Source organism: Pseudoflavitalea rhizosphaerae (assembly GCF_003991355.1).
GTDB lineage: Bacteria > Bacteroidota > Bacteroidia > Chitinophagales > Chitinophagaceae > Pseudobacter > Pseudobacter rhizosphaerae.
Genome location: NZ_RCSU01000002.1, coordinates 281,770 through 303,793 on the forward strand (window position 1 = coordinate 281,770; position 22,024 = coordinate 303,793).

At 47.1% G+C, this 22,024-nt stretch carries 15 protein-coding genes; 2 read left to right on the forward strand and 13 right to left on the reverse strand.

From position 1 onward, the window contains the following. Window positions 1–31: 31 nt before the first annotated feature. The 5 genes from D9Y29_RS03950 to D9Y29_RS03970 form a co-directional block, all read right to left on the reverse strand. Entirely contained in the window at window positions 32–580 is a 549-nt protein-coding gene (locus D9Y29_RS03950; protein WP_127125227.1) for a DUF4397 domain-containing protein, read from the reverse strand. A 272-nt stretch (window positions 581–852) separates the two neighbouring features. Continuing rightward, window positions 853–2,304 carry a RagB/SusD family nutrient uptake outer membrane protein gene (locus tag D9Y29_RS03955; RefSeq protein ID WP_127125229.1) on the reverse strand — a complete coding sequence of 484 codons (1,452 nt, stop codon included), beginning with the start codon at window positions 2,302–2,304 and terminating at the stop codon, window positions 853–855. An 11-nt stretch (window positions 2,305–2,315) separates the two neighbouring features. Then, window positions 2,316–5,753, reverse strand: a complete 3,438-nt coding sequence (locus D9Y29_RS03960) for a SusC/RagA family TonB-linked outer membrane protein (protein WP_127125231.1) — start codon at window positions 5,751–5,753, stop codon at window positions 2,316–2,318. Window positions 5,754–5,989: 236 nt separating this feature from the next. Next, entirely contained in the window at window positions 5,990–7,165 is a 1,176-nt protein-coding gene (locus tag D9Y29_RS03965) for a FecR family protein (protein ID WP_127125233.1), read from the reverse strand. A gap of 71 nt (window positions 7,166–7,236) precedes the next feature. Next, window positions 7,237–7,860, reverse strand: coding sequence for an RNA polymerase sigma factor (locus tag D9Y29_RS03970; protein ID WP_164735249.1), 624 nt, complete (start codon window positions 7,858–7,860; stop codon window positions 7,237–7,239). Between the two features lie 228 nt (window positions 7,861–8,088). On the opposite strand from D9Y29_RS03970, the gene D9Y29_RS03975 reads away from it, so the two are divergent. After that, window positions 8,089–8,607, forward strand: a complete 519-nt coding sequence (locus D9Y29_RS03975) for a hypothetical protein (protein WP_127125237.1) — start codon at window positions 8,089–8,091, stop codon at window positions 8,605–8,607. Between the two features lie 79 nt (window positions 8,608–8,686). Here D9Y29_RS03975 and D9Y29_RS03980 read toward each other — a convergent pair whose 3' ends face one another. From D9Y29_RS03980 to D9Y29_RS04015, 8 genes are all read right to left on the reverse strand, one after another. Then, window positions 8,687–9,796: a thioredoxin family protein gene (locus D9Y29_RS03980; protein ID WP_127125239.1), complete on the reverse strand. Its 1,110-nt coding sequence runs from the start codon at window positions 9,794–9,796 to the stop codon at window positions 8,687–8,689. Between the two features lie 12 nt (window positions 9,797–9,808). Beyond that, window positions 9,809–10,591: a DUF4465 domain-containing protein gene (locus D9Y29_RS03985; protein WP_127125241.1), complete on the reverse strand. Its 783-nt coding sequence runs from the start codon at window positions 10,589–10,591 to the stop codon at window positions 9,809–9,811. Between the two features lie 19 nt (window positions 10,592–10,610). Continuing rightward, the gene (locus D9Y29_RS03990; RefSeq protein WP_127125243.1) at window positions 10,611–12,047 is read right to left on the reverse strand and encodes a RagB/SusD family nutrient uptake outer membrane protein; all 1,437 of its coding nucleotides are present in this window, start codon (window positions 12,045–12,047) and stop codon (window positions 10,611–10,613) included. Window positions 12,048–12,059: 12 nt separating this feature from the next. Further along, window positions 12,060–15,536 (reverse strand): TonB-dependent receptor, encoded by a 3,477-nt coding sequence (locus D9Y29_RS03995; protein ID WP_127125245.1) that lies wholly within the window; start codon window positions 15,534–15,536, stop codon window positions 12,060–12,062. Window positions 15,537–15,679: 143 nt separating this feature from the next. After that, window positions 15,680–16,915, reverse strand: coding sequence for a FecR family protein (locus tag D9Y29_RS04000; RefSeq protein WP_127125247.1), 1,236 nt, complete (start codon window positions 16,913–16,915; stop codon window positions 15,680–15,682). A gap of 64 nt (window positions 16,916–16,979) precedes the next feature. Further along, window positions 16,980–17,570 (reverse strand): RNA polymerase sigma factor, encoded by a 591-nt coding sequence (locus D9Y29_RS04005; protein WP_164735250.1) that lies wholly within the window; start codon window positions 17,568–17,570, stop codon window positions 16,980–16,982. A gap of 270 nt (window positions 17,571–17,840) precedes the next feature. Next, window positions 17,841–20,654, reverse strand: a complete 2,814-nt coding sequence (locus tag D9Y29_RS04010) for a discoidin domain-containing protein (RefSeq protein ID WP_127125251.1) — start codon at window positions 20,652–20,654, stop codon at window positions 17,841–17,843. A 105-nt stretch (window positions 20,655–20,759) separates the two neighbouring features. Continuing rightward, window positions 20,760–21,023, reverse strand: coding sequence for a short-chain dehydrogenase (locus D9Y29_RS04015; protein WP_127125253.1), 264 nt, complete (start codon window positions 21,021–21,023; stop codon window positions 20,760–20,762). 242 nt (window positions 21,024–21,265) lie between these two features. Between D9Y29_RS04015 and D9Y29_RS04020 the strand changes: the two genes are divergently transcribed. Next, on the forward strand, window positions 21,266–22,003 hold the full coding sequence (locus D9Y29_RS04020) for an acyl-CoA desaturase (RefSeq protein WP_127125255.1): 738 nt from the start codon (window positions 21,266–21,268) through the stop codon (window positions 22,001–22,003). The last annotated feature ends 21 nt before the right edge of the window (window positions 22,004–22,024 follow it).

Consider the following 22,024-nt stretch of genomic DNA (forward strand, 5'->3'; position numbering starts at 1 on the left):
TGATTTTTTTACTAAACCGAGGAAGTATACACTACCTGTGATTCATGAGGGTGATCTTTTGATTATTGGGACTGATTCCTGCGGGTTTACCCGAAAAAACAAGTGTGTTCGATTTGGCAAGCCATTGACTTGGGGATACAGCAGCAGCCTGAAAGTTGGAAGTGGTATATGTTGAGAGCAACGCTCCTGTTTCCTGATCCCTGAACTCGAAAGTATAACCAGCAATGGTTATATCTGCCTCCAACTCAATAAATGCAGACAAAGATTTATAGGGCAGGCTTTGAACCAATGAACCGGGCGCATGGTCTTTGATATTTACACTGATTGCCTGTGCTTCACTGAAATTAGCAATGCGAACATGGGTGGTACTGTCTTGCCGGTTGATCAGCGGAATGTCGTCTTTAAACAAAGACCAGGCTGCGGATGATTTTTCTCCATGAAGAAAAAGAGAATAGATTGCTCCCGGGTTCAACGATAATGTGGTACTGATAACAGGTTGCTGGTGCGGCAATGTATCTTTCAGTGTGTATATATCGAAGGGTGAAGGTGAAGCTTTCAAATAGATCAGGTTTCTGCTCAATAGGTACTCCTTATTGTTTGCGCGAGCCAGGGAATTGAATTTTACAGGCCGGTTTCCGGACAGGTTAATCCAAATACTTTCGCCATCATCCAGTGCGTTAAAAATCTGCAGCGTTGCCTGCACAGGAGTTTCTTCCACAGTTCTTTTTTGGCATCCCCAAAAGACCGGAATTAATGAGAGGAAAGAGAAAGCAAGCAGCCTCCTGTTTGAATATATAAATAACATAAAAGTCGTTTGATGTTAAGTGAGTGGTTTACTGCTGTCTGTTCCTGTTACCTGGAATTGTATTCAGGGTTTTGAATCAGGTTGCTGTTCAGGTTGATCTGAGCTGGTGGCACAGGATATAAGAACTGGTAATCGCCCCACCAGGGTTGTTTGTAGGGAACAGCACTGAGCACCTCATTTGCTTTCCCTGTTCTTTTTAGATCGAACCACCGGTGGCCCCATTCGAGAAACAATTCTACCTGACGCTCATGCGCGATGGCGTTGATCACCTGTTCTGTGGTGAGCTGCTCATCCAGTTCAATCACTCCTGCCCTTCTTCTGAGGATATTGATGTCTTTGATCGCATTACTTTTGTTTGCTGGAGTAAATTTCATAATGGCTTCGGCCCTGATGAGATGAAGTTCGGCCAGGCGGATAACATTGTAATATTGAACAGCCGGACCATTTTTATATTTTGCTGGTATCAGTACCGTGCCGACTGGCGTCAACCAGACAGATTTTCTCTGATCATTGGGTTCAAACGCAGTTGCCAGTGAAGCGCTGATCTCATATCGGGCAGAATAGGGAGTGCCTTGAGGGGGAACATTGTACAGTTTGATCCCTTCAGGAGTAGCTTTCTTGAGTGCAACTGCTTCTGCAGCGGGTTTTAACTGAAAGATGGTTTCGGTATTATTCGGAGTAAATGTTTTGGTGAGATCCGTTTCAATTCCAAACAACGCTGTTTGATCAATCACTTTTGTGGCGCTGTTGATGGTCTGTTCGTAAGCACCGGTGTAAAGACAGATCCGGGCGAGCAGGGCTTCTGCAAACCATTTGTTGATCCTTACCCTTTCGCCCTTGCCGGCAGAAAAATCAGCACTCAACATGGAACCTGCTTTGATCAGATCATTTTTGATCTGATCATAAATTTTTGCAACCGGTGATCTTGGCAGACCAAGGGTTTGGTTAAAATCGGAGCTCAATACCAGGGGCACATCTCCGAAAAAATTCAACAGGTAGAAATAGCAAAGCGAACGGATGGCCAGTGCTTCGCCCGTCAGTTGTTTCCTGGCGCTGTCTGTGAGCAGAGACGACGCTGAATTTTGTATACCTTCCATGCTGGCATTCGCATCGAAAATTATTTTGTAAGCCGAGTTCCAGATCTCCTGGGTTTTGTTGCTATTCAACAGTGTTAGCTTATTGATAGAAACATGGTAATCCGTATTGGAATTATTTGCAGGAACTGTCAACTCATCTGCTGAAAGTGCTCCGAGTATAGTGGATAATCCTGTGGCAAACCCTCTGTCAGACACCGTCGAAATTGAAGTAGGATTATCGCCATTGATCATTTTTGAATAGATAGCTGCAATGGCCCAGTCTGCCTGTTCATTACTTGAAAACAGTTCCTCTGTGGTAATTGAATCGATCGGGGGAGCCACTTCCAATAGTTTGTTGCAACTGCTGAAAATAATGAGAAATATAACTGCGTATATGGATGAGTGTAAGAACTTATTTCGCATGTTTTTTCATTTTAGAAGGTCAATGAAAGATTGGTACTGATCGTTCTTGGAACGGGTGTTCCCCAGGGGGCTTCGAGAAGGCCCGGATCGATGCCCGGATAGTTGGACAGGGTGAACAGGTTTTGTGTTTGCAATGAAATGGTGGCGCCTTTTATTTTAATACGGTTGATCCAGTCAGCTGGTAAAGCCCAGGAGATGGCGAGGTTCGTCATTCGCAGATAGGAACCATCTATAAACACAGCATCGGAGGAGGAAATATTTCCCAGGAGGGTCCTGTCAGTAGTGTATCGCGGATATTTTGCCTGGTCTCCTGGTTTTGTCCAGTGATTGTTTTTTACATCGTCCCTCAAAATTGTATTTTGCATCGTTCCTAACACCACATCCAGGGATGGGTCGCGCTTCAATTGATCGACGAATACAAAACTGGCGGCTACTGAAATGCTTTTATAACTGAGTGTAATTCCCGAACCGACCATCGTTTGGAGATCTGTATTGATAGCTACATAACGATCATCCTGGTCAGTAGTGGGAAAACTGCCACCGCCTATGTTAACCAGGCCGTCTTTGTTATGGTCCTCAAACGTGTAGTTCCCCGTCAATGGATCTACCCCTGTATAATGCAGAAAGTATCGCGTACCGAGAGATTGCCCTACCTTGAAGATTCCGTTGAATGAAGAGCTTTCCAGGCCCGGGAACTTTACGAGTTTATTCCGGTTCCTGCTGGTATTGATATTGAAGTGCAGATTCCAGTCGTTCGTTTTAACCAGTTCAGCACTGGCACTGATCTCAACTCCTGAATTTCTTACACCGGCCGGATGGTTGATCAGCACTGATGCAAATCCTGTTTGAGATGGAATAGGAAACTTGGTCAGCTGGTTATCGGTATATTTTGAATAATAGGCCAGTTCAACATTGATCCTGTTTTGAAAAAAGCCCAGGAGTGTACCGATTTCAGTTTGCCTGGTAGACTCCCATTGATAATTCTGATTCAAGGGCCTCATGGCATGAAATGCATTAGTACCATTGTAGTTATAAAGAAGCTGACTGTTATTTTCCACTGACCGGGATTTCGACCATCGGGGAAGGTATTCATACTCTCCGATGCCATCCGAACCCATTACTCCGGTGGAGGCTCTGAATTTGACTAAACTGAACCAGTCCGGAAGGATCTTTTTCATCCAGTTCTCATCTGATGCTATCCATGCGAGACCAATGGAACCGAAATTGCCAAATTGTTTTCCGGGTCCGAAGCGGGAAGACCCGTCCCTTCTGGCATTCAGGCTGATCACGTATTTATTGTCCCACTCATACTTTACAATGGCAGATCCTGACAGGTATTTGTATTCCCGGTACCCTTCAGCAAAGAAATTTGTTTGAGCATTATTATGGCTCTTCATCATTGCATCGTTGGGGAAGCCAATGGATGTTATCGTTTCACCACTGCTGACAGATTGTTGAAAATTGGCAATAAGCTGTGCCGACAATTTTCCTTTTCCTATATAGCCATTGTATCCCAGTTGTGATTCTACCTGCAAGCTTTGGTTGGTTGACTTACCATAAATAGCCGAAGAGAAGGCATTGATGAATGCAGGATCATTGGAAGACTTGGGTGTGAGATTCGAGTTTTCGTTGGAGGTGAAATTATGCCCCAGGCCCGCAGATAAAGTCAATCCTTTCAACAGTTGATAAGATATATTCAGATTGCTCGACAGTTCAAAAGTTTTGCTTTTAGAAGGCCTCTTCAAAGCAGCAAAAGGGAAGCCATTCGGGTTATTCTCTTGTCTGTATGGTGTGAAGTTGAAATTCCCATCCGCATCATAGATATCCGGCGCATTCGGGGGCTGGTTACTCATGGAGCCAATGCTGTAGGATAATATATTACTAAGACTGATCCTGTTCGATAAGTCAAACCTGAATTTCTGATTGGTGCTGGCATGAGAAAACCTGGCATTGAAACTTCCGCGCTGGTTTCTCCCTCCGTTATTCATGATCTCTTTTTGCGTATCATATCCTGCAGAAAGGAAATAGTTGGACTGTCCCATTCCTCCACTTACACTGGCGTTAACCGAAGTAGCAGATCCTGTACCTACGAGCATGCGCTGCCAGTCAGTATATTTTGTTGTATCCCATGTTTTCAGATCACGGGCATTTTCGTGGTTCAGCATCAGGCCATCGTTCAACAATGCTTCGCGTCTCACACTAAGATATTCCTGTGTATTCATCAAACGGGGATACTTCCCGTTGAATTTTGTGGCGTTATTGATACTGATAGAAAATTGGGCCGGTCCTTGCTTTCCTTTTTTGGTAGTGATCAGTATTACTCCATTGGCGCCCCTGGATCCGTAGATAGCGGTGGCATCGGCATCTTTCAAAACACTGATGCTTTCAATATCTTTCGGATTGATACCCAGCAATGGATTGGCTCCTAACATATGTGGGGCGCCAGCTTGTACAGCACCCACATTTCGTCCACTTTCCCTTGTGGTGGGCGATGAATTCACGGTACTCAGGGGCATCCCATCAATTACATAAAGTGGATCAAGCGGAACACTGTTGTTAAGTGTATTCCTTCCCCTGATGATCACCTGCACAGGGGCAGCAGCATTACCGGAGGTTTGCCTGATTTCTACGCCTGGTATTTTCCCGATCATTGCTTCCAGGGCAGTCATTACCGGTTGCCTTTCGATCTCTTCTGCTGTAATGGTCCCGATATTGCCGGTAGCCATTCTCCTGCTGGTTTTACCATAGGCGGTTATCTGTGTTTCATCGAGTACGGAATGGGAAACTTTCAATTTTATGATCCGGTGACTATCACCTGCCTTCACTTCCTGGCTTACATAACCAACATACGAGATGATGAGTATATCATCCTTATCGGCCTGGATGGAAAAGTTGCCGGAGGCATCGGTAACTGTTCCTTTTTTTGTTTTTTTCACAACAACGCTTACGCCGCTTAAAGGCGTACCATTCTCATTAAAAACGGCACCTTTCACCGGTGGGGTTACGGGAAAGAGTTCCGGCATACCGGGCAAAACTTTTTTGATATAGGTTGTTGGGATTACTTTCCGTGAGAGTAAAATTGTTTTTCCCTGTATCTCATAATCCAACTTTTCATCTTTCAAAAGAAGATCGAGGAACTCACGCAAAGGCATTTTGTGTACAGTCAATGAAACGGGATTGGTTCCATCCAACGTGCCTTTGGTGTTCAGCAATACATAATTTGTTTGCTTCTCGATAGCAGCAAATACCTGTTTCAAAGTCAGGTCTTTACCGGAAATGGTTACGGTTTGAGCGAAAGTGCCGGAAGCTTGCACCTGGAAAAAAGCAACCACGGTTAATAAGATAATCAGTTTCACTACCAGCAGGGTTTTGGTGAGACCCCGGTACCGCTGAGGCGGACGATCGGAAAAAGCCTTAGCCGTTCCGGAGTCAAAAGCAGTTTTTTGCATACTTTCGTACTTGTTCGGTTAATAAAAATGTGTTGCAAGACCATTTTACATCAACTGAATTCCAACCGTCACGGGAGCGATCCGTGGCGGTTTTCTTTTCAATCGATGGTTTCGGGATAGAACCCGGCAATAAGAAATGGGATAAGGTCTTACGGAGCATTTATTGATGCAATAAACTCCCTGGCCGTCATGTACACGGCCCTGCTTTTTTCATATGACAGGTGTATGATTGTTCCCTAAGGAAGTACTGTGAGTGTTCTGCCTTCGAGACGAAGGTGGATATTCGCTTTTTCCATGAGTACGATCAGTCCGTCCAATGAAACGTCCATCGTCATTTTCCCTTCAAATTCAACACGGGGTTTCTTTCCTTTGTACACCACTTCCACATCGTACCATCTTTCTATTTGTCTCATTATCTCTTCAATGGTGGCGCCTTCGAAATTGAAGCGGCCATTCTTCCATGCCATCACTTTACTAATATCCGTATACTCCACCTGCACAGCTCCTGCAGGACCATTGTTTAATATTTTCGCTTGCTGCCCTGGTTTGAGAAGGGCGCCGTTCACTTTTACTGAACCTTCCAGCAATGTGGTGTTCAGCGCAGTTTCATTATCGTAGGCATTAATGTTGAAGTGTGTGCCCAACACCTGCACTTCTACCCTGTCAGCTGCTTTTACGAAGAAAGGCTGACTGGCTTTCTGCGCCACTTCGAAATATGCTTCGCCCGTTATTTCCACTTTTCTATCTGTGCCGGTAAATATTGTAGGATAGCGGATGGAGCTGGCGGAGTTCAGCCAAACCTGCGTACCATCAGGAAGGGACAAACGAAATTGTCTGCCGCGTGGCGTACTCATGGTATTGTGTTCCACGGCAGCTGTTTTCCCCTCTGATCGCTGGTAAGAAAGCTGACCATCCTGCATTACAGCTTTTGACCCTTGCTGAATGGCTATTACGCCGTTACCTGCACTATCGAGTAATACCTGTTGTCCATCTGCCAGGGTGAGTACCGCTCCGGATTTGCCAGGTTGAATGGGTATTTTATTTTTTGCAACGGCCTCCACACTGCTATTGTTTTTGTTCACCCAAAGATAGGTTCCGATTCCAAGCAACAAGATCACGGAAGCCGCCGCCCACCACCATTTGCGGAGGAAAGGAACGCGCCGCATCTCAACTACAGGAATATCTTCAGGTATATCCATTTGCAGGATGCGGGTGCTCATTCGCCTGATCTCGTCCTCAGAAAGCGGATGCCGGTCTAATGATAGCTGTACCGTTATCAGTTGCTCCAGTAATTGTACAGTATTATCGTTTCCCATGTCCAGGATGCCGGACAATTCTTCCAGCTCAGCCTGGCTCGCTTCCTGTTGCAGCACACGGTCTGCTAAATATTGTATCCTTTCGATCTGGTTCAATGCATATTATTTTAGGTCCGGGAATAAGATTCCACCAGAGCCCTTTCATACACAGACCCGCAACTGAACATTCAGGACCTATCAGGATCAAAAAATATTTCGGCGGTCTTCCAGATCAGCAAAATCCAGGAGCCATAGTGGGATTTTTCAATGGAGTTTCTCAACGCCTGCAATGCGCGTACAAGGGTATTTTTCACGGTACTGGCAGACAGTTCCAGCCTTTCCGCGATCTCGGGGATCTTCAATCCCTCTTCCCTGCTCATTTTGTATATTTTTTTCTGCTGGGGCGTCAGTTCAGTGATGGCCTGTTGCACCACCTGTTGCAGGCTGAGTATATTGGAGGTTTCCGTTTCTGTTTGTTCCGATGCTGTTATGCCGTATTTGGCGGCATAAGTGTCCAGGCCCGCATGTTGCACTTTTTGCTGACGCAAAAAATGGAAACAACGGTTATAGGCAATACGTAACAACCAGGTTTTGAAATCAAGGATCTCCGGTAATTTATCGCGGTACAACCATACGCGCAGGAACACATCCTGTACCAGGTCCCGCGCGGCTCCTGGTGATTTGGTGATGGTTAGTACATGAGCGTGTATGAGATCTCCATAATGCAGGAAAATAGTCTCGAAGGCTTTTTCATCATCTTCAGCAATGAGAACAAGCAGTTCTTTTTCATCGTATGGTTGACGGATCGGCAAGGGGTCGCTAATAGTGATTACAGTTTCTGCAAACTATAATAAAATTTCCAAAACAACAGCAATCATTCCCAACAATATCGATATCCATCGTATCGAACCTTTCTTTAGACAAAGCCTCGCGTCACTGTATTACTGCCCCTCCTGCTCATTCAAAACCGTCAACTGCTCATTGTAACAAGGACAGGAGTGGCTGGCAATGGAAATTTGTTTTCCAAAAATTGTGAACGTATGAAACCTGCCATCTATCCCACATTGCTCTTGCTGCTGGCGTTGTCAGCAGGCTCCGGTTGCAAAAAAGGCGACACAGGCCCTGCCGGCACCGCCAATGTATTCTTCTCGGAATGGTTCAAACCGGATGTGTATATCAAGGACACTGTATTCGGTGTATGGGGCTTCAAATACAACAAAGTTGTTCCGGCCATTACACAGAAGATATTAGACAGCGGCTCTGTACTCGTATACGGGAAACTGTTAGGATATAACCCCGCCGTTTGGCCCACCAGCCAGGTAAGTCAGTTACCGATCTCCATCACTTATATCCAGGGCGGTCATCAAATGGATATCTGGGAAGCCCTTGTCACCCCCGGTAATATCAGGATCAGATTTACCAATGATCATAATATTTACACTTCCATTGCCAACGCGCACCAGTTCAGGTATGTGATCATTCCAGGGGGGATGCCAACGGCACATCTTGCGAATATGAAATACAGCGAAGTGGCAAGGCTGTATAATTTGCCGGAATAAAGAAATTGCTTCTCTCCCATAAAACCATAAACCCCGCACAAAGCGGGGTTTCCTGGTTGATTGAATGGTAAAGAAACTACTATCCTTTAGACTCAAGCTTTTTTTGGATCCTTTTCCTGGTATCAGCTACCGATTTTTTTACATCTGGATTGGTGAGTTCAGGCATCAGCGCATCGATCCATTTGATGGCATAAGGCAATGCGGCTTTATTGTCTGAATACCAAAGGATCTGCTCCGCCATCATCTTCATATACATTTCCCTTTGTCTCCCTTTCAGGATATTGAAGGAAATGGCATTGTCGATGGCTTTGGCCATACTTTCCCATTTGGTGAATTTGTATTCTGCCGGCGTGAGATAGGCCAGCCATTCTGAAGCTTTCTCGTAATCTGTTTTACGGAGATAGTTCAGCATTTTGTAAAACGAACTGTCTTTTGATGGCGGCTTATGTCCAAAAATATAGAAGCTGGCCTTTGCGGAAAAATGACGATTGATCTTATTCTCCACAACAGTTTTTGTGAACAGCTTATAGAACTCTTCCCGGTTGTCGAAAACATATAACATCTCCCTGCTCACGGGATCATCATTGTATTTCACGAACAAATCCCAGTAAGGTTTTTCCTTCAACTGCTCCAGTGGCCCTGCGAGTACAGACTTCACCAGTGCATTCATCTTATCCGTATACTTTGCAATACGCAGTGTTTCGAGATAAGTCAGCAGGAAAGCGGGCTCGCGGTTGCCTGCCGCATATTTCTTTTCCTGCGCCGCGAGGTTGTTTTCCGTATCCAGGCCCTGGCGGAAACGTTGCATGATCTCTTCGCTGTTCATTTTTCCAACCATACGATGCATAAGTTTTCCCTGCTGATCAAGTATCAGCAAAACAGGTTCTGCATCCACGCCATAAAGATCACTAAGGCGTTTCTTCTCCGCGCCCACGTTATAGTCCACACTCACGAAACGTTCATTGATGAAATCAGCCACGCTGTCGATGGTGAGTACCATCTTCTTGATATACATACAAGGTGTACAGGTGAGCGACCCAAAGTCCAGGAAGATCAACTTGTTTTGCTGCTTCGCCATTGCCAGCACTTCTTTGAAAGGAAGGTTTTCTTTGAGGTCCACTTTACGGTTCTGGGCCTGGGTGGTAATAATTGCAAAAAAGAAAAGGGAAATCTGAAATATCTTTTTCATAATCAAATGTTGTTAATAGATGTTTTCTTTGAAACGGATGCCATCGATACAGAAATACGCCGGTGTGTTGACCAGGTCATCAGTCTTGTCGGAAGAATCGAAATAGAAAACAAGACTGGTTACAGGGCCGAGTTCTGCCAGTGAAACCGGCAGCCAGTCGTTCACCGTAAAACTTCTTTTATTATCATCATCAGACCAGCGGTCTGCCAGCAGGAAACTTACTTCGCCGGCTACTTTGGCGCCGTTCATACCCTTAATGATCACTTTTACATAATCCTTTTTTGTAGTGGTGAGCAGCCTTGTGCCGGTGGCCCATGTTTTCACAGGCTTACCGCCAACAGTAGTTCCCTGCGCATACATCATGGCCTGGTAGAGAAAGGTGGTGGGGGCAATCAGGAATTTGTCTACCGTCAACGCACGGTCGAAACTGATGGTAGCGCCATCATCACCGGGATGCACCACCAGGAAATTACCACCGGCATGCACCGCAGTACCGGAATACACGCTGAACTTCGTGGAATCCAGCGAGGATTCCTCCGTTACATAATTCCTGAAGTTGCGATTGGAAAGAGCGAACCCTGTCCAGTCGCTTCCATTCTTCACGATACTGAATGTAGCCGGCCCAGTTTTGATGGGCTGATCAGGCACCTGATGACTGAAGCGTTCCAGCGGCAGGTCTTCAAACAACATATCGGTTGCATAGAAGAACGGGCCCGTGTTCGCTTTTTCATTTTTCTTGCTGCAGCCTGTAACCAGCAGCACCAGCGTGTATAGGATCAATAATTGTTTGTGCATAATTCTCTTTTTTTCGGGATTAGTATACAAGCGCCTCGTATCCCGGGTTCTGTACTATTTTGGGATTGAACTTCATTTCAGAAGTGGGCAGCGGGTAGATGAAACGGTTTTCATCCAGAGACAGATTGTTCCTGAAAGAATGGATGAAAGCCTTACCCGTATTCACATCTATGAAACGGAGCGATGCCATCCAGTCGGCCTCGTTCTCTATATGTATCTCTTTGAAAAGCTCTTTGAACAGCAGGGGATAGAATTCGTCCCTGCTTGCCACAGTTGTATCCAGCAGCTCCGATCTTCTCCTGATCACATTAACAGGCTCGATGGCTTCTTCCAGAGGCTTTCCTGTTTTTTCCAGCAATTCTGCCTGCAGGAAATAGAGTTCAGTGAGCCTGAGAAAATAGGTAGTGTATTTATCGTTATCCCCTCCTACCTGGCGGCCTTTGCGGGCGAGTTTCTTCGGCGCCCATTTGAACGTGTTGTTATTGGTGATGGGCGATTTCACATCACCCCAGGCCTCGAAGTAACGGGGATCGCCTTCGAGAAAGGACTTGCCCAGCGCTTCAATTCCCAGCATCGCATAGTTGTACCCGTAAGTATAGTTGTATCCCATTACAACATCGTCTGTTTTCTCCCTGTACCGGCAGAACAGGAGCTCTTTGGAATCCCAACTGTTCTCATACAGCTCAGTCAGCGAAGGCTCCAGTTGCAGGCCGAACTGCGGCGCATTGTTGATCACGTCTGTGATCAGGGTCAATGCCTCTGGATAATCCTGCTGACTGCCGCGATACAGCAACAGCTTGGCTTTGAGGGCCTTTGCCAGCTGGCGTGACATCCGGATGCCTGTTTTGTAATCAGGCGCATGTTCGATAGCGAAATTCAGATCATCCAGGATCTTCGCATAACTCTCTCCTACTGTTTGCCTGGCTTCATACACATTGTTGAGCGCCGAGAGCGTGTCTTTATAAATGATGCCGTATTTGGATTCAGGCGCATCCCACCATCTTCCGAAATAAAGGAAAGTGTAAAAGTGAGCAAAGGCCCTGATAGCCCGGGCCTCTGCAAGCATCTCCAGTTTTCGCCCGGGTGTAACAAATACGTCTTCGGATAATGGTTCGATGGCAGCCAGCGCTGCATTAGCGCCATTGGCTGTTTTGTAAAACTGCTGCCAGAGGAACTGGTTATCGCCTGTGGCCATCATATTGAAATTGAAAGCGCTACTGCTGGCGTTCACCACTCCCAGCATGGAGGAAAATCCGCTGGAGAAACGAACCGTCCACTCATCCTTTCCGATATGTGAGTAAGCGCCGTTGAGCACTGCCTGCGCAGATGGTTCGTCCGTTACCGCTCCTTCTGGCGTGAGCAGGAATTGCGGTTCCTCATTCAGGAACTTTTTGCAGGAACTGGCGCTGGTGGCCAGTACCAGTCCGAACAGAAGATATTTATATACAGGTTTCATGTTGTGTACAGTTTAGTTGAAGGAAATTCTGGCCGCGAAATTGAAAGTCTTCACTGAGGGATAGATCCCATAATCGCTTCCAATACCTGATATACCGCCTCCACCATTGGTGAGCCTGAAATTACCCTGCGGATCGATTCCGTTATAGTTTGTGAGCGTGAAGAGATTGGAAGCAGCAACAGACAGATCGATGGCGCTGATAACCTTTAGTTTCAACACGCGTTGCGGGATCCGGTAATTCACTCTCACCAGGTTCAGCCGCAAATAATCTGCACGGCTCAGCCAGAAATCATTGAAAGTATTGGAAGAGCCTTGTCCATATGCCATACGCGGCCAGGCCGCATCACGGTTTTCCGGCGTCCAGGAATCCAGTACATATGCAGGATAGTTCTTCAGGAAGAGGCCCACACCATACCAGTTGGCGGCATTGGTATACCAGTAACGTTTAGCCCCATACGCAAAAGAGAACTGTGTGGTGAAAGAGAAATTCTTATAACGGAGATTGGTATTGAAGCCACCGAAGAATTTCGGTTGTGCGCTGCCGAGTGGAACACGGTCCTTCGAGTCCACAATTCCATCTCCATTGACATCATCGAAACGAAGATCGCCCGGACGGATACTATTCAAGCCATTCTGGTACCAGACCTTGGCACCTGTTTTTGGATTGATGCCTGAAAGCAGGTTATATTCTTCCATCGACTGGTAGTACCTTCCACTCCACTGGTAACCGATCCATTGGGAGATGGGTTCTCCTTCCTTGATCCGCATGGCCAGCGCACTGCCTGAGTAAATCTCGATCACGGAATCCACGCCGTTTATCTTCAATGCCTTTGCCAGGTTATGTGCAACATTGAACCCAACAGTGAATGTGGTGTTCTTCGTTTTCACAAGGTCATAAGCGATATCGAATTCCACACCCCTGTTCCTGATACTGGCCACGTTCTGTTTTACACTTGTGAAGGCACTGCTGGATGGAATATTGCGCGTATAGATGATGTCTTTCGTTTCCTTCACATAAGCGCCAAGCGTACCGCGGACCCGATCGTTGTTCAGCGCAAAATCGATACCGCCATCCAGTGAAATGGTAGTCTCCCATTGCAGATCATTGTTGCCGAGCTGCGATGGCGTCATTCCGGGTTGCTCATTATATTGCGCGGCTGAATAGAGCGTTCTCCAATCATTATTGCCGAGTACCTGCGAACCGGATTTACCGAAGGAAGATCGCAGTTTGAGATAGGAGAATGCCGGCAGGAGCTGCTTAACGAAAGGCTCTTCGGAAGCCACCCATGCCAGTGCGCCGGAAGGGAAGAAACCCCATCTCTTATCAGGACCGAACCTGGAAGAACCATCGCTCCTGAACGTGAATGTGGCGAGGTATTTATTATCGAATTTATAGTTCAGTCTTGCAATAGCAGAAGCCAGTGCACTGGAAGTATAGGTGGATGTTGGTTTCATTGGCGTAGTGCCGCTGGTGAGGTTGATCATGATATCCTGATCGGGAAAATTCTGAACACCAGCATAGAAGTCTTTGTACATCGCATTTTCCAGGATGAAGCCACCAACTGCAGAAAGTGAATGTATCTTATTGAGCACCCCGCTATACGTTGCCGTATTTTCGAAAACAGTAGTGGAGGTTTCGCTGTTGCGAATGGTAGCCTGGCCTTTGTGACTGGAGTATACAGTGCCTTCACGACTGAAACGATCTGCGATACTGTTATTGTAATTCACAGAATAGCTGCTGCGCAGCGTCAATGACCTGATGGGCTTGAATTCAACATAGCCCATGGCGTTGACGCTTTTTCTGTCGGTAAGGTTTTTGTTCTTCAAAGAGGTGAGCGGGTTCTCTTCATTGTAACCCGGATCGAAGATCTTTCCGGATTCATCGTACATCGGGAAATCCGGACGGAAATTCCAGATCTTGTCTATCATATCATCTTTATTGTTCAGCTTCGAGTAGGCGCCACTGACTCGGATGCCTGTATTGATCTTCTCACCTATCTGTGTATCGAAATTGAAACGTCCGGTGAAGCCCTTCCTGTTACTTCCTTTGATGATACCCTGCTGGTCCACTACCCCAATGGCGATATAATAATTGGATGCCTGGTTACCTCCGCGAATGGACACATCATATTTGGATTCGATGGCATCCTGCGATAATTCGTTCCACCAGTTTGTATTCCCATCGAAGAAGGCGTTGGACTTGAAAGGCGTTGAGGCATAATCCACTTCGGCGCCTGGCACGATCTGGCCGTAATCCAGCACCAGCGAGATCCCGCCGGTGGTAACACCTGTTCCGAGTGTGCTGAAATAATTGCTGGTGGCATTTTTGATCACGCTCTTGAATTCATCAGTATTGAGCATGCGGAACTGGTCGCTTTGTTTCTGGATGCCGATATCGGTGGAGAACTCGATCACCGGTCTTTTTGTTTTGGAGCCCTTCTTTGTAGTAACCAGCACCACGCCGCTGGCGGCACGTGAACCGTAGATGGCGGTGGCGGATGCATCTTTGAGGATATCGATAGACTCTACATCGCGAATATTGAAATCATAGAGGATGGTGGCAATGTCCGAGCCATTCACATTGTATTGCGGGATGCCATCGATCACCCAAAGCGGTTGGTTATTGCCGTTAAGTGAAGATGTGCCCCTGATCTGGATGGCAACCGGTGCGCCTGGCGCGCCATTGGCTACCATCACGTTCACACCGGCGGCCTTGCCCTGCAGCATGGCGGCCATATCGGCATGTGGAGGAGCGCCTTCGAGGTCTTTATCTGTAACACGGGCAACGGAGCCGGTAAGATCTTTTGCCTTACTGGTCCCATACCCGATCACTACAATTTCATTTTCGGAGGTATTTCCTTCTTCCAGTGCAATGCTGATCACTTTCCTGCTGCCAATGAGCACTTCTTTGGTGATCATTCCCACATGCGAGAACACCAGCACTTTTGCATGATCGCCTGCCTGCAATGAATACCTGCCCTCCTGGTTTGTAAGTGTTCCGTTTTTTTCGCCTTTCACCATTACGGACACACCGGGCATAGGTTTACCGTTCGGACCGGTAACGATGCCTGTGATGGGCTCGGGCGCTGGTTCTTCCGGCATAATGATCAATCTCGCAGGAGCTTCCGGCTTATGCGTAATGATCACGGTGTTCTGCACGATGGTGTAACTGAAAGGCTGTCCTTCGAAACACTTGTTCAGGCTTTCGATCAGGCTGGCGTCTTTCAGCGAGACCGTTACAGGCCTTGCCTTCTTCAATAATCTTTCATTGAAAAAGAATTGAGTGCCCGTTTGCTGCCGGATGGTGGAAAGCACTTTTTCCAGCGCATCGTTCCTGGCATCGAGCGTAACCTTCTGCCCATAGCTTTCGGCATAGCTATGGATGCAAAAGAAGAGGATGAGAAAAGCAGTCAGCTTCATGATCCGCAGCATTTTGGTGATTCCGTTATCCCTGGCGGAATAATGGAAAACAGGAATTTTTAAAAGCATACCTTTGCTTCAGTTTTGGTTAAAGAATCGCTATCCGCCATTACTGGCGGAGCAGTTGTGTCCACATTTGCAAATAGCAGGTTCCGCCAAAGCCCGCCGGCAGTGCTTCCTCACTTCCGGCTTTCTTTTTATGCAGATGCCTGTTAAGGTTTAATGATAACTGAATTGCCTTCCACTGTAGCTTTTATATCGCTATACCGGAGAATCTCGAGGAACTGGTTAAGGTTTACGGAGCGGGGAATGTTACCGGTGAACCTGTCGGCGGGTATGCCTTTAGGATACACCACGTCTACATTGTACCAGCGCTCCATCTGCCTCATCAGGGCAGCTATATCTGTGCTCTTGAAACTGAATTGTCCATTTTTCCATGCAATCTGTTGTTGTACGTCCACTGTCTTCACCTGCATATTGTTCTTTTGATCAGGATAGAGCAGCGCCTGCCGGCCAGGCTTCAATACAACCCCGGGTCCGGCTTTTATACCTTCCTGGCTAACCTTTACCGATCCGTTCACCAGTGTTACTTTCGACGCTTCTTCGTTCGTATAGGCGTTGATGTTGATGCTGGTGCCCAACACCTCCACTACTGCGCTTGTGGTACGGATGAAAAAAGGTTTGTTCTTGTTTGGCTTTACTTGGATATACACTTCACCCCACACTTCAATCTCCCTTGCATCTCCAAAACGGACGGGGAAACGAACCGAACTTGCTGCATTCAACCAAACCAACGAACCATCGGACAGGGTCAACTGGTATTGTCCACCCCGTGGAGTTGACAGGGTGTGGAATGTAGCCGCGCTCACTCCAGCCGCCTTTTGTTTTCTGTACAGTTCAGTATAATCCAACATCGCGTTGCTGCGCGTTACACTGGTGCCGGAACCTGCATCCACCAGTTGATTCCCCTTATTGTCCAGTTGCACCTCCCTTCCATCATCCAGGATCAAAACAGCTTTATCAGTACCGGGTTGAATTGGTTGCGATGAACGATTGCTTTTTTCTGCAGAAGCAGTTTTGTTTTTTTTCTTTTCCTGTTCGGGAATCCAGAAAAACCATAATCCTGCTCCCACTAATACCAGGAGCATTGCCGCGGCATACCAGCGCCATAGCGGCCTGATCCTCTTTACTACAGGTACTTCTTCCTGTAATAAGGCAGACCCCGCGCCGGCACGAAAGATGGCCTGCAACATAGCATCGGCGGACCCTTCGGGGAACAACTGTTCCTCCAGCATTGCAGGCTCCACTTTGTTGATCCATTGTTTCAGGATGGCGTCGTTCTCCGGACGCTGCAACAGTTCAAAAAGCGCCGCGCGCTCAGCTTCAGTGGCAGCCCCGCTGAAAAACCTGCCCAGTAACCACTCTATCGATGGTGTTTGTTGATCCATAAGGCAAGATGAGTATACAATAAAGAGACCTGAACTGAACAGGTAGGGTTAGTACTCTCGAAAATTATTTTTCGAGGAGGAGAAGAAAGATGATGGCAAACTCGATCCGCGCCTGGCAATAGGCTTTCACAGACCGCATCGCGTGGGCAAGATGCACTTTCACCGTCTCTGGCGAAAGCCCCATGATCTCAGCCACCTTTACCCGTGGAAGTTGTTGCTCCCGGTTCAGCTGCCAGGCCAGCTTTTGCCGGGGAGGTAAGACGGCGACCGCCTCCCTGATAATGGCGGCAAACTCCTTCTGCTGAACCAGTTCCTGCAACTGCTGACTGAAATGCCATTCGGACTGATCGGATCCCTGGAGGATATTGTTGTAACGTGCAATATTTTTCAGGGCCCTGAAAGCCCTGTGTTTAACCATCGTGTTCAGGTAGGCTTCGATATTATCGATGGAGGGCATTTGTTCCCTTTTGATCCAGAGTTGCAGGAACACTTCCTGTACAATCTCCTCGGCCAGCTCGGAAGACTGAACAAGCGCCAGAGCATGAGTATAAGTGCGGTTGCGATAAAAATGGAATAACTCCGTGAAGGCTTGCTGGTCTGAACGGGCTATCAGATCCAGCAGATACTTTTGGTTGTATGGTCCGGCGGTTAACAAGGGTTTGCAGGGGATTGGTATTGCAATAGTAGAATAATTATGCAATTCAAAAAAATACAGAGTGCGGCCAGTACGCGGCTGACTAAAAAGTGCGGAGAGCTGGCAGTCGCTCGCCTCTGGCGAGTGACTTTTGTTTAGTCGCCTCCGGCGACGCGGTGTTCGCCGGAGGCGAACAAATAGAAGTCACTCGCCGGAGGCGAGCGACTGGGCACACTCAAAGTAAAAGGGCCAACCTGTGATGGTCGGCCCTGTTTCTATTATTCTATTTTTCTATTGCTTAATGATGATCCTCACGATCTGTTCCTGTCCATTTGTTGCATATAAATAATACATGCCATTGGGTTGATTGAACAGGTTGAAATGTGCCACGCTGGCTACATTGTTACCGGCAATGATACAGGAACTGATCACCCTGCCTGTATGATCACAGAGCCGGAAAGTATAGCGCGCATCCCATTTCCTGTTAAGGATCAGAACGTTCAGCGGACCCCGTGTTGGATTGGGAGCAATCACCAAACGGAAATTCTCCGTTTTGGTTTCGGTGCCATACACGATGAACCGTTGCTCCGCTGTATCAGCAGCGAGATAGTTCTCATTCCCCTGCTGATAAGCTTTCAACACCACTTCACCTTCACCATTAAAGCTGATGCTATTGCCATTCACTGTTGCCGGACCGGAAGCTACATGAAAACCAACCGGCAGGTCGGAACTGGCGCTGGCAGCGGGTTGCAACACAGTTGTCCTCAACTGGCTGCTAATGGCAGGGAAGCTGATCTGCTGCGCAGCCTTTGCCACCATGATGGTTTTCTCAACTGCCGGTGCAGGAAAATAATTAGTGTCGCCGGCCTGTGTTGCGCGGATAGTGATATTGCCTGCTCCCAATATGGTGAGTACACCTTCTTCATTAACCGTGGCATTGCCGGAAACTACTTCCAGCGTTACGGGTAGGCCGGAATTTGCACTCACGGTAAGCTCTGCAGGATCATCGCCGTAAGTGAGTTCCGGTAATTCTCCAAATGCAATGGTTTGTGTTTTCCTTTGCCATAGCTCCCACTCCGCAAACTGGGTATTGTTGTTGTTCCCGTTGATGAGGATATGGAGCCTGTAATAAGTGAAGGCCTGGGTATTGCTGATCTCGAAACTTCGGGTAAGCAAGCGCGTTGGGAAGTCCTCATCGGCGCGGGAATCGAGGGTGGTCCAGGTACTTCCGTTGTTGGAGCCCAGCAGCGTCCAGTCTTTCGGATCCCGCTCCTCAACATCATTTGCGGAAGTGATGGTATAGCGGGTAACGATGGCCGGTACAGAGGAACGGTACTGCACCCACAATGTTTTCTTTCCGTTCTGGTAGTACTTGGTATTGATATCGTTGTCTATGATATTGGGGAAATTTTCGAGCGGACGGTTACTCACGTACTGCGCGGTGAGTACGCCGCCATTATCTGTTATATCAAAAGCAGTGGGATCGCCTCCGGGCGTTTCGGGAATGTATACTTTCGGCTCGTTCAATATCTGTGTGATACGCGCTATCAAAGCAGTGCGCAATGTATTGTTCAGTTGTTCGGTTGTAGCGATGTTCTGAACGGCGGCAGCGCCCAGGCGGTCTTCCAGTTGCTGCAAATAAAGGCTCCTGGGCTGTACATGCGTACCCCAGCTTTCCCAGTATCCATTTCCATATTTCGTATTGCCGATACAGCCCACGCCCCAGTTGCGCGCACCAGCAGGACTTTCCACTTTTATATCGCTCTTCGTGGAGAAACAGTTCCAGAACATGATCTGTGCGCCTGCCCAGCCATGGCCGCTGCCCATGTCTTTCCGGTTCTGCACGCGTATCTGTCCACCATAAACATTATCGTACAATTGCCCGGTTGCCCAGCGATGGTGTGGGCCGATATCAGCCTTTGTATTCTCCGACACGCAATCGAGGAACACATTCGGCCCGGGTACCTTCGAGCCGCTTACATAATCGTGACGGCCACCCCAGGTGATGCAACGCTGGAAAAAATTGGACGTGGCATTGCCTTCAAGATTGAAGGAGTATTTCCTGCTTCCCGTGGTTACGGATTTCGGATCAATCATAGCGCAATCCTGCACCGTGTTGAAGCGGCTCATATTGGACAGGTTGACGGCAGCATAACCGAAATATTTCACTACCACATCACGCACCCAGCAGTTTTCTGCCCTGTTCAACTGGATACCGTTCCAGCCATGGTTTTCATCGCTATCGCCTTCGAAATCTGATTCAAGTCGCATGTTTTCAATGCCGCTGTTGGAGATCCGCCCAACAATATTCGATTTGTATACTTCGCCGCCGCCATATTGGACCTCCATAGGATCCATCACGGGGATGTCCACAGTAATAGTATTGCCATTCACGGCAGTGATGGTGCGTTCAAAAGTAGTCTTGTATCCCGAAGCCGTCCAACCGTACTGGGCCATATCCAGTAAGGTGATCCAGGCCTCATTAGGTGTACGCTGGACCACCACTTTGTCGCCTGCAGCAAATGTGTGCCCGGCCGTTACATCAAAACTGTTGGCTCCGGCAGGAACATAACTGGTAGTGATACGCGATTTTGTACCAGCCACTTCTCCGTAACCGCTGCCGCTTCCCTGCAAGATGATCAGCGTGTGTTGCGATTTTTGGGTGGCATTCAGCACTGTTCCATCCACACCATTCCCTTCACCGCGCAGCACCACACCGGAACTTCGGATATACAATGACCCTCCCACCAGGTAAAGCCCTTTCTTCAGCAGTATGGCCCCACGAAAACCACTGGCATCGGGCGTCAGCGCCGATACGCGGTCGATGGCGGCCTGGATCAATGCACGGCAATCGCCTTCTGCAGGGTCCACCGATTCAACAACCGGCAATGCAGGAAGTGTTACACCACCGCCCATGTACCCTGAATGGGAGAAATCAGGCACGCGGTTAATAGCTTCTGTTTGCCCCTGGTTGGCATATGGGGTATAGACCAGTTTTCCATTTTCAAGATAGATCAGCGGCGTTTGCGCGGTAACGTTAACTGTATAAATTAATGGGAAGATAGCGAGCAAAATCCCGCTGAAAAATGTAGAAGTTTTCTTCATATCGGCAAGTTTAGTTAGCGGATTCAAACTACGATCGAATATGCTATTGCAACTAAACTAAAACCGCATTGTATTGACTTATTTGGGCAATGCAGATGAGCCTGCTTATCCTATCGATTCAACCACCTTGAGTTTGGTGATCTCGAAACCGCTGAATATGCGGGATAGATTGGCATCGCCGGAAGACAAATAGTTCTTGATATTACTCTGACTGATTATACGCCAGAAATTCTTTCCCTTCAGATCTTCATAATCCCTTGTGTTCACAAAGAAGCCAATGAATGGATCCCTCGACTTAAAACTTACCTTAACCGCCTGACGGTCGAATTCAATTTTTTGGATAAAGGAATCGATCTGTGTATTTGTCATTTAAAATAGATTTAGTCAACAGCCTGTTGCAACAGGCATTTATACAATAAAAAGAAATGAAATCGTTGATAAGAGAAGGTGCATCGGTGAAGATAGCATTAATAATCCCTGGATTCATCTTGTTGGGTATTTATTAACAATACTTAGCGTACCTTACAGGTAATAGACCAGCGAATCACTCGTGCTGTAGTTCCCGCTTCTCCACTATCAGTTATCCGCAATCTATCTTTAAATTCTATTTTATGTGGATACTGATCTTTTTTATCGTTATTTGGTACTCTTCACTTTTCTGCCAGACATTCTTTCAACACAGGTACGCCGCTCACAGAGCATTCAGGATGAACAAATTCTGGGAGCGCGTGTTTTTCATTTTTACATATCTCACGCAAGGTTCTTCTTATATGAGCCCAAGAACGTATGGCATTCTGCATCGCATGCACCATGCGTATACAGACACAGAAAAGGACCCGCATTCTCCGGAATTCTCAAAGAATGTATTTCAAATGATGTTGCGCACACGTAATATCTACAATAAGATACATAAGGGAAAAGTGCAGGTGGAAGAAAGATTTACCCATAATCTGCCGGAGTGGCTGGCTTTCGACAAGATTGCCAGTTCTCCATTGTCGCGCATTTTGTGGTCCATGGCCTACCTGATATTATTCCTATTATTATCGCCTACTTTATGGTGGTTATTGCTATTGCCAGTTGTGATCACCATGGGTGCTTTTCACGGAGCCATCATCAACTGGTATGCCCACAAATATGGTTATACGAATTTCAGATTGAAGAATACCTCTCAGAACCTTCTCTTAGTAGATGTATTGATGCTGGGAGAATCTTATCACAACAATCACCACAAGAATCCCAATTCCATCAATTTCGGAAAACGCTGGCATGAACTGGATCCGGTTTATCCTTTAATTAGATTCCTGGCCTGGTGCAGGATCATCAAGCTCAGGAATCAGCCACAGGAGTAACTTTCTCTTTTTTGAATGGAT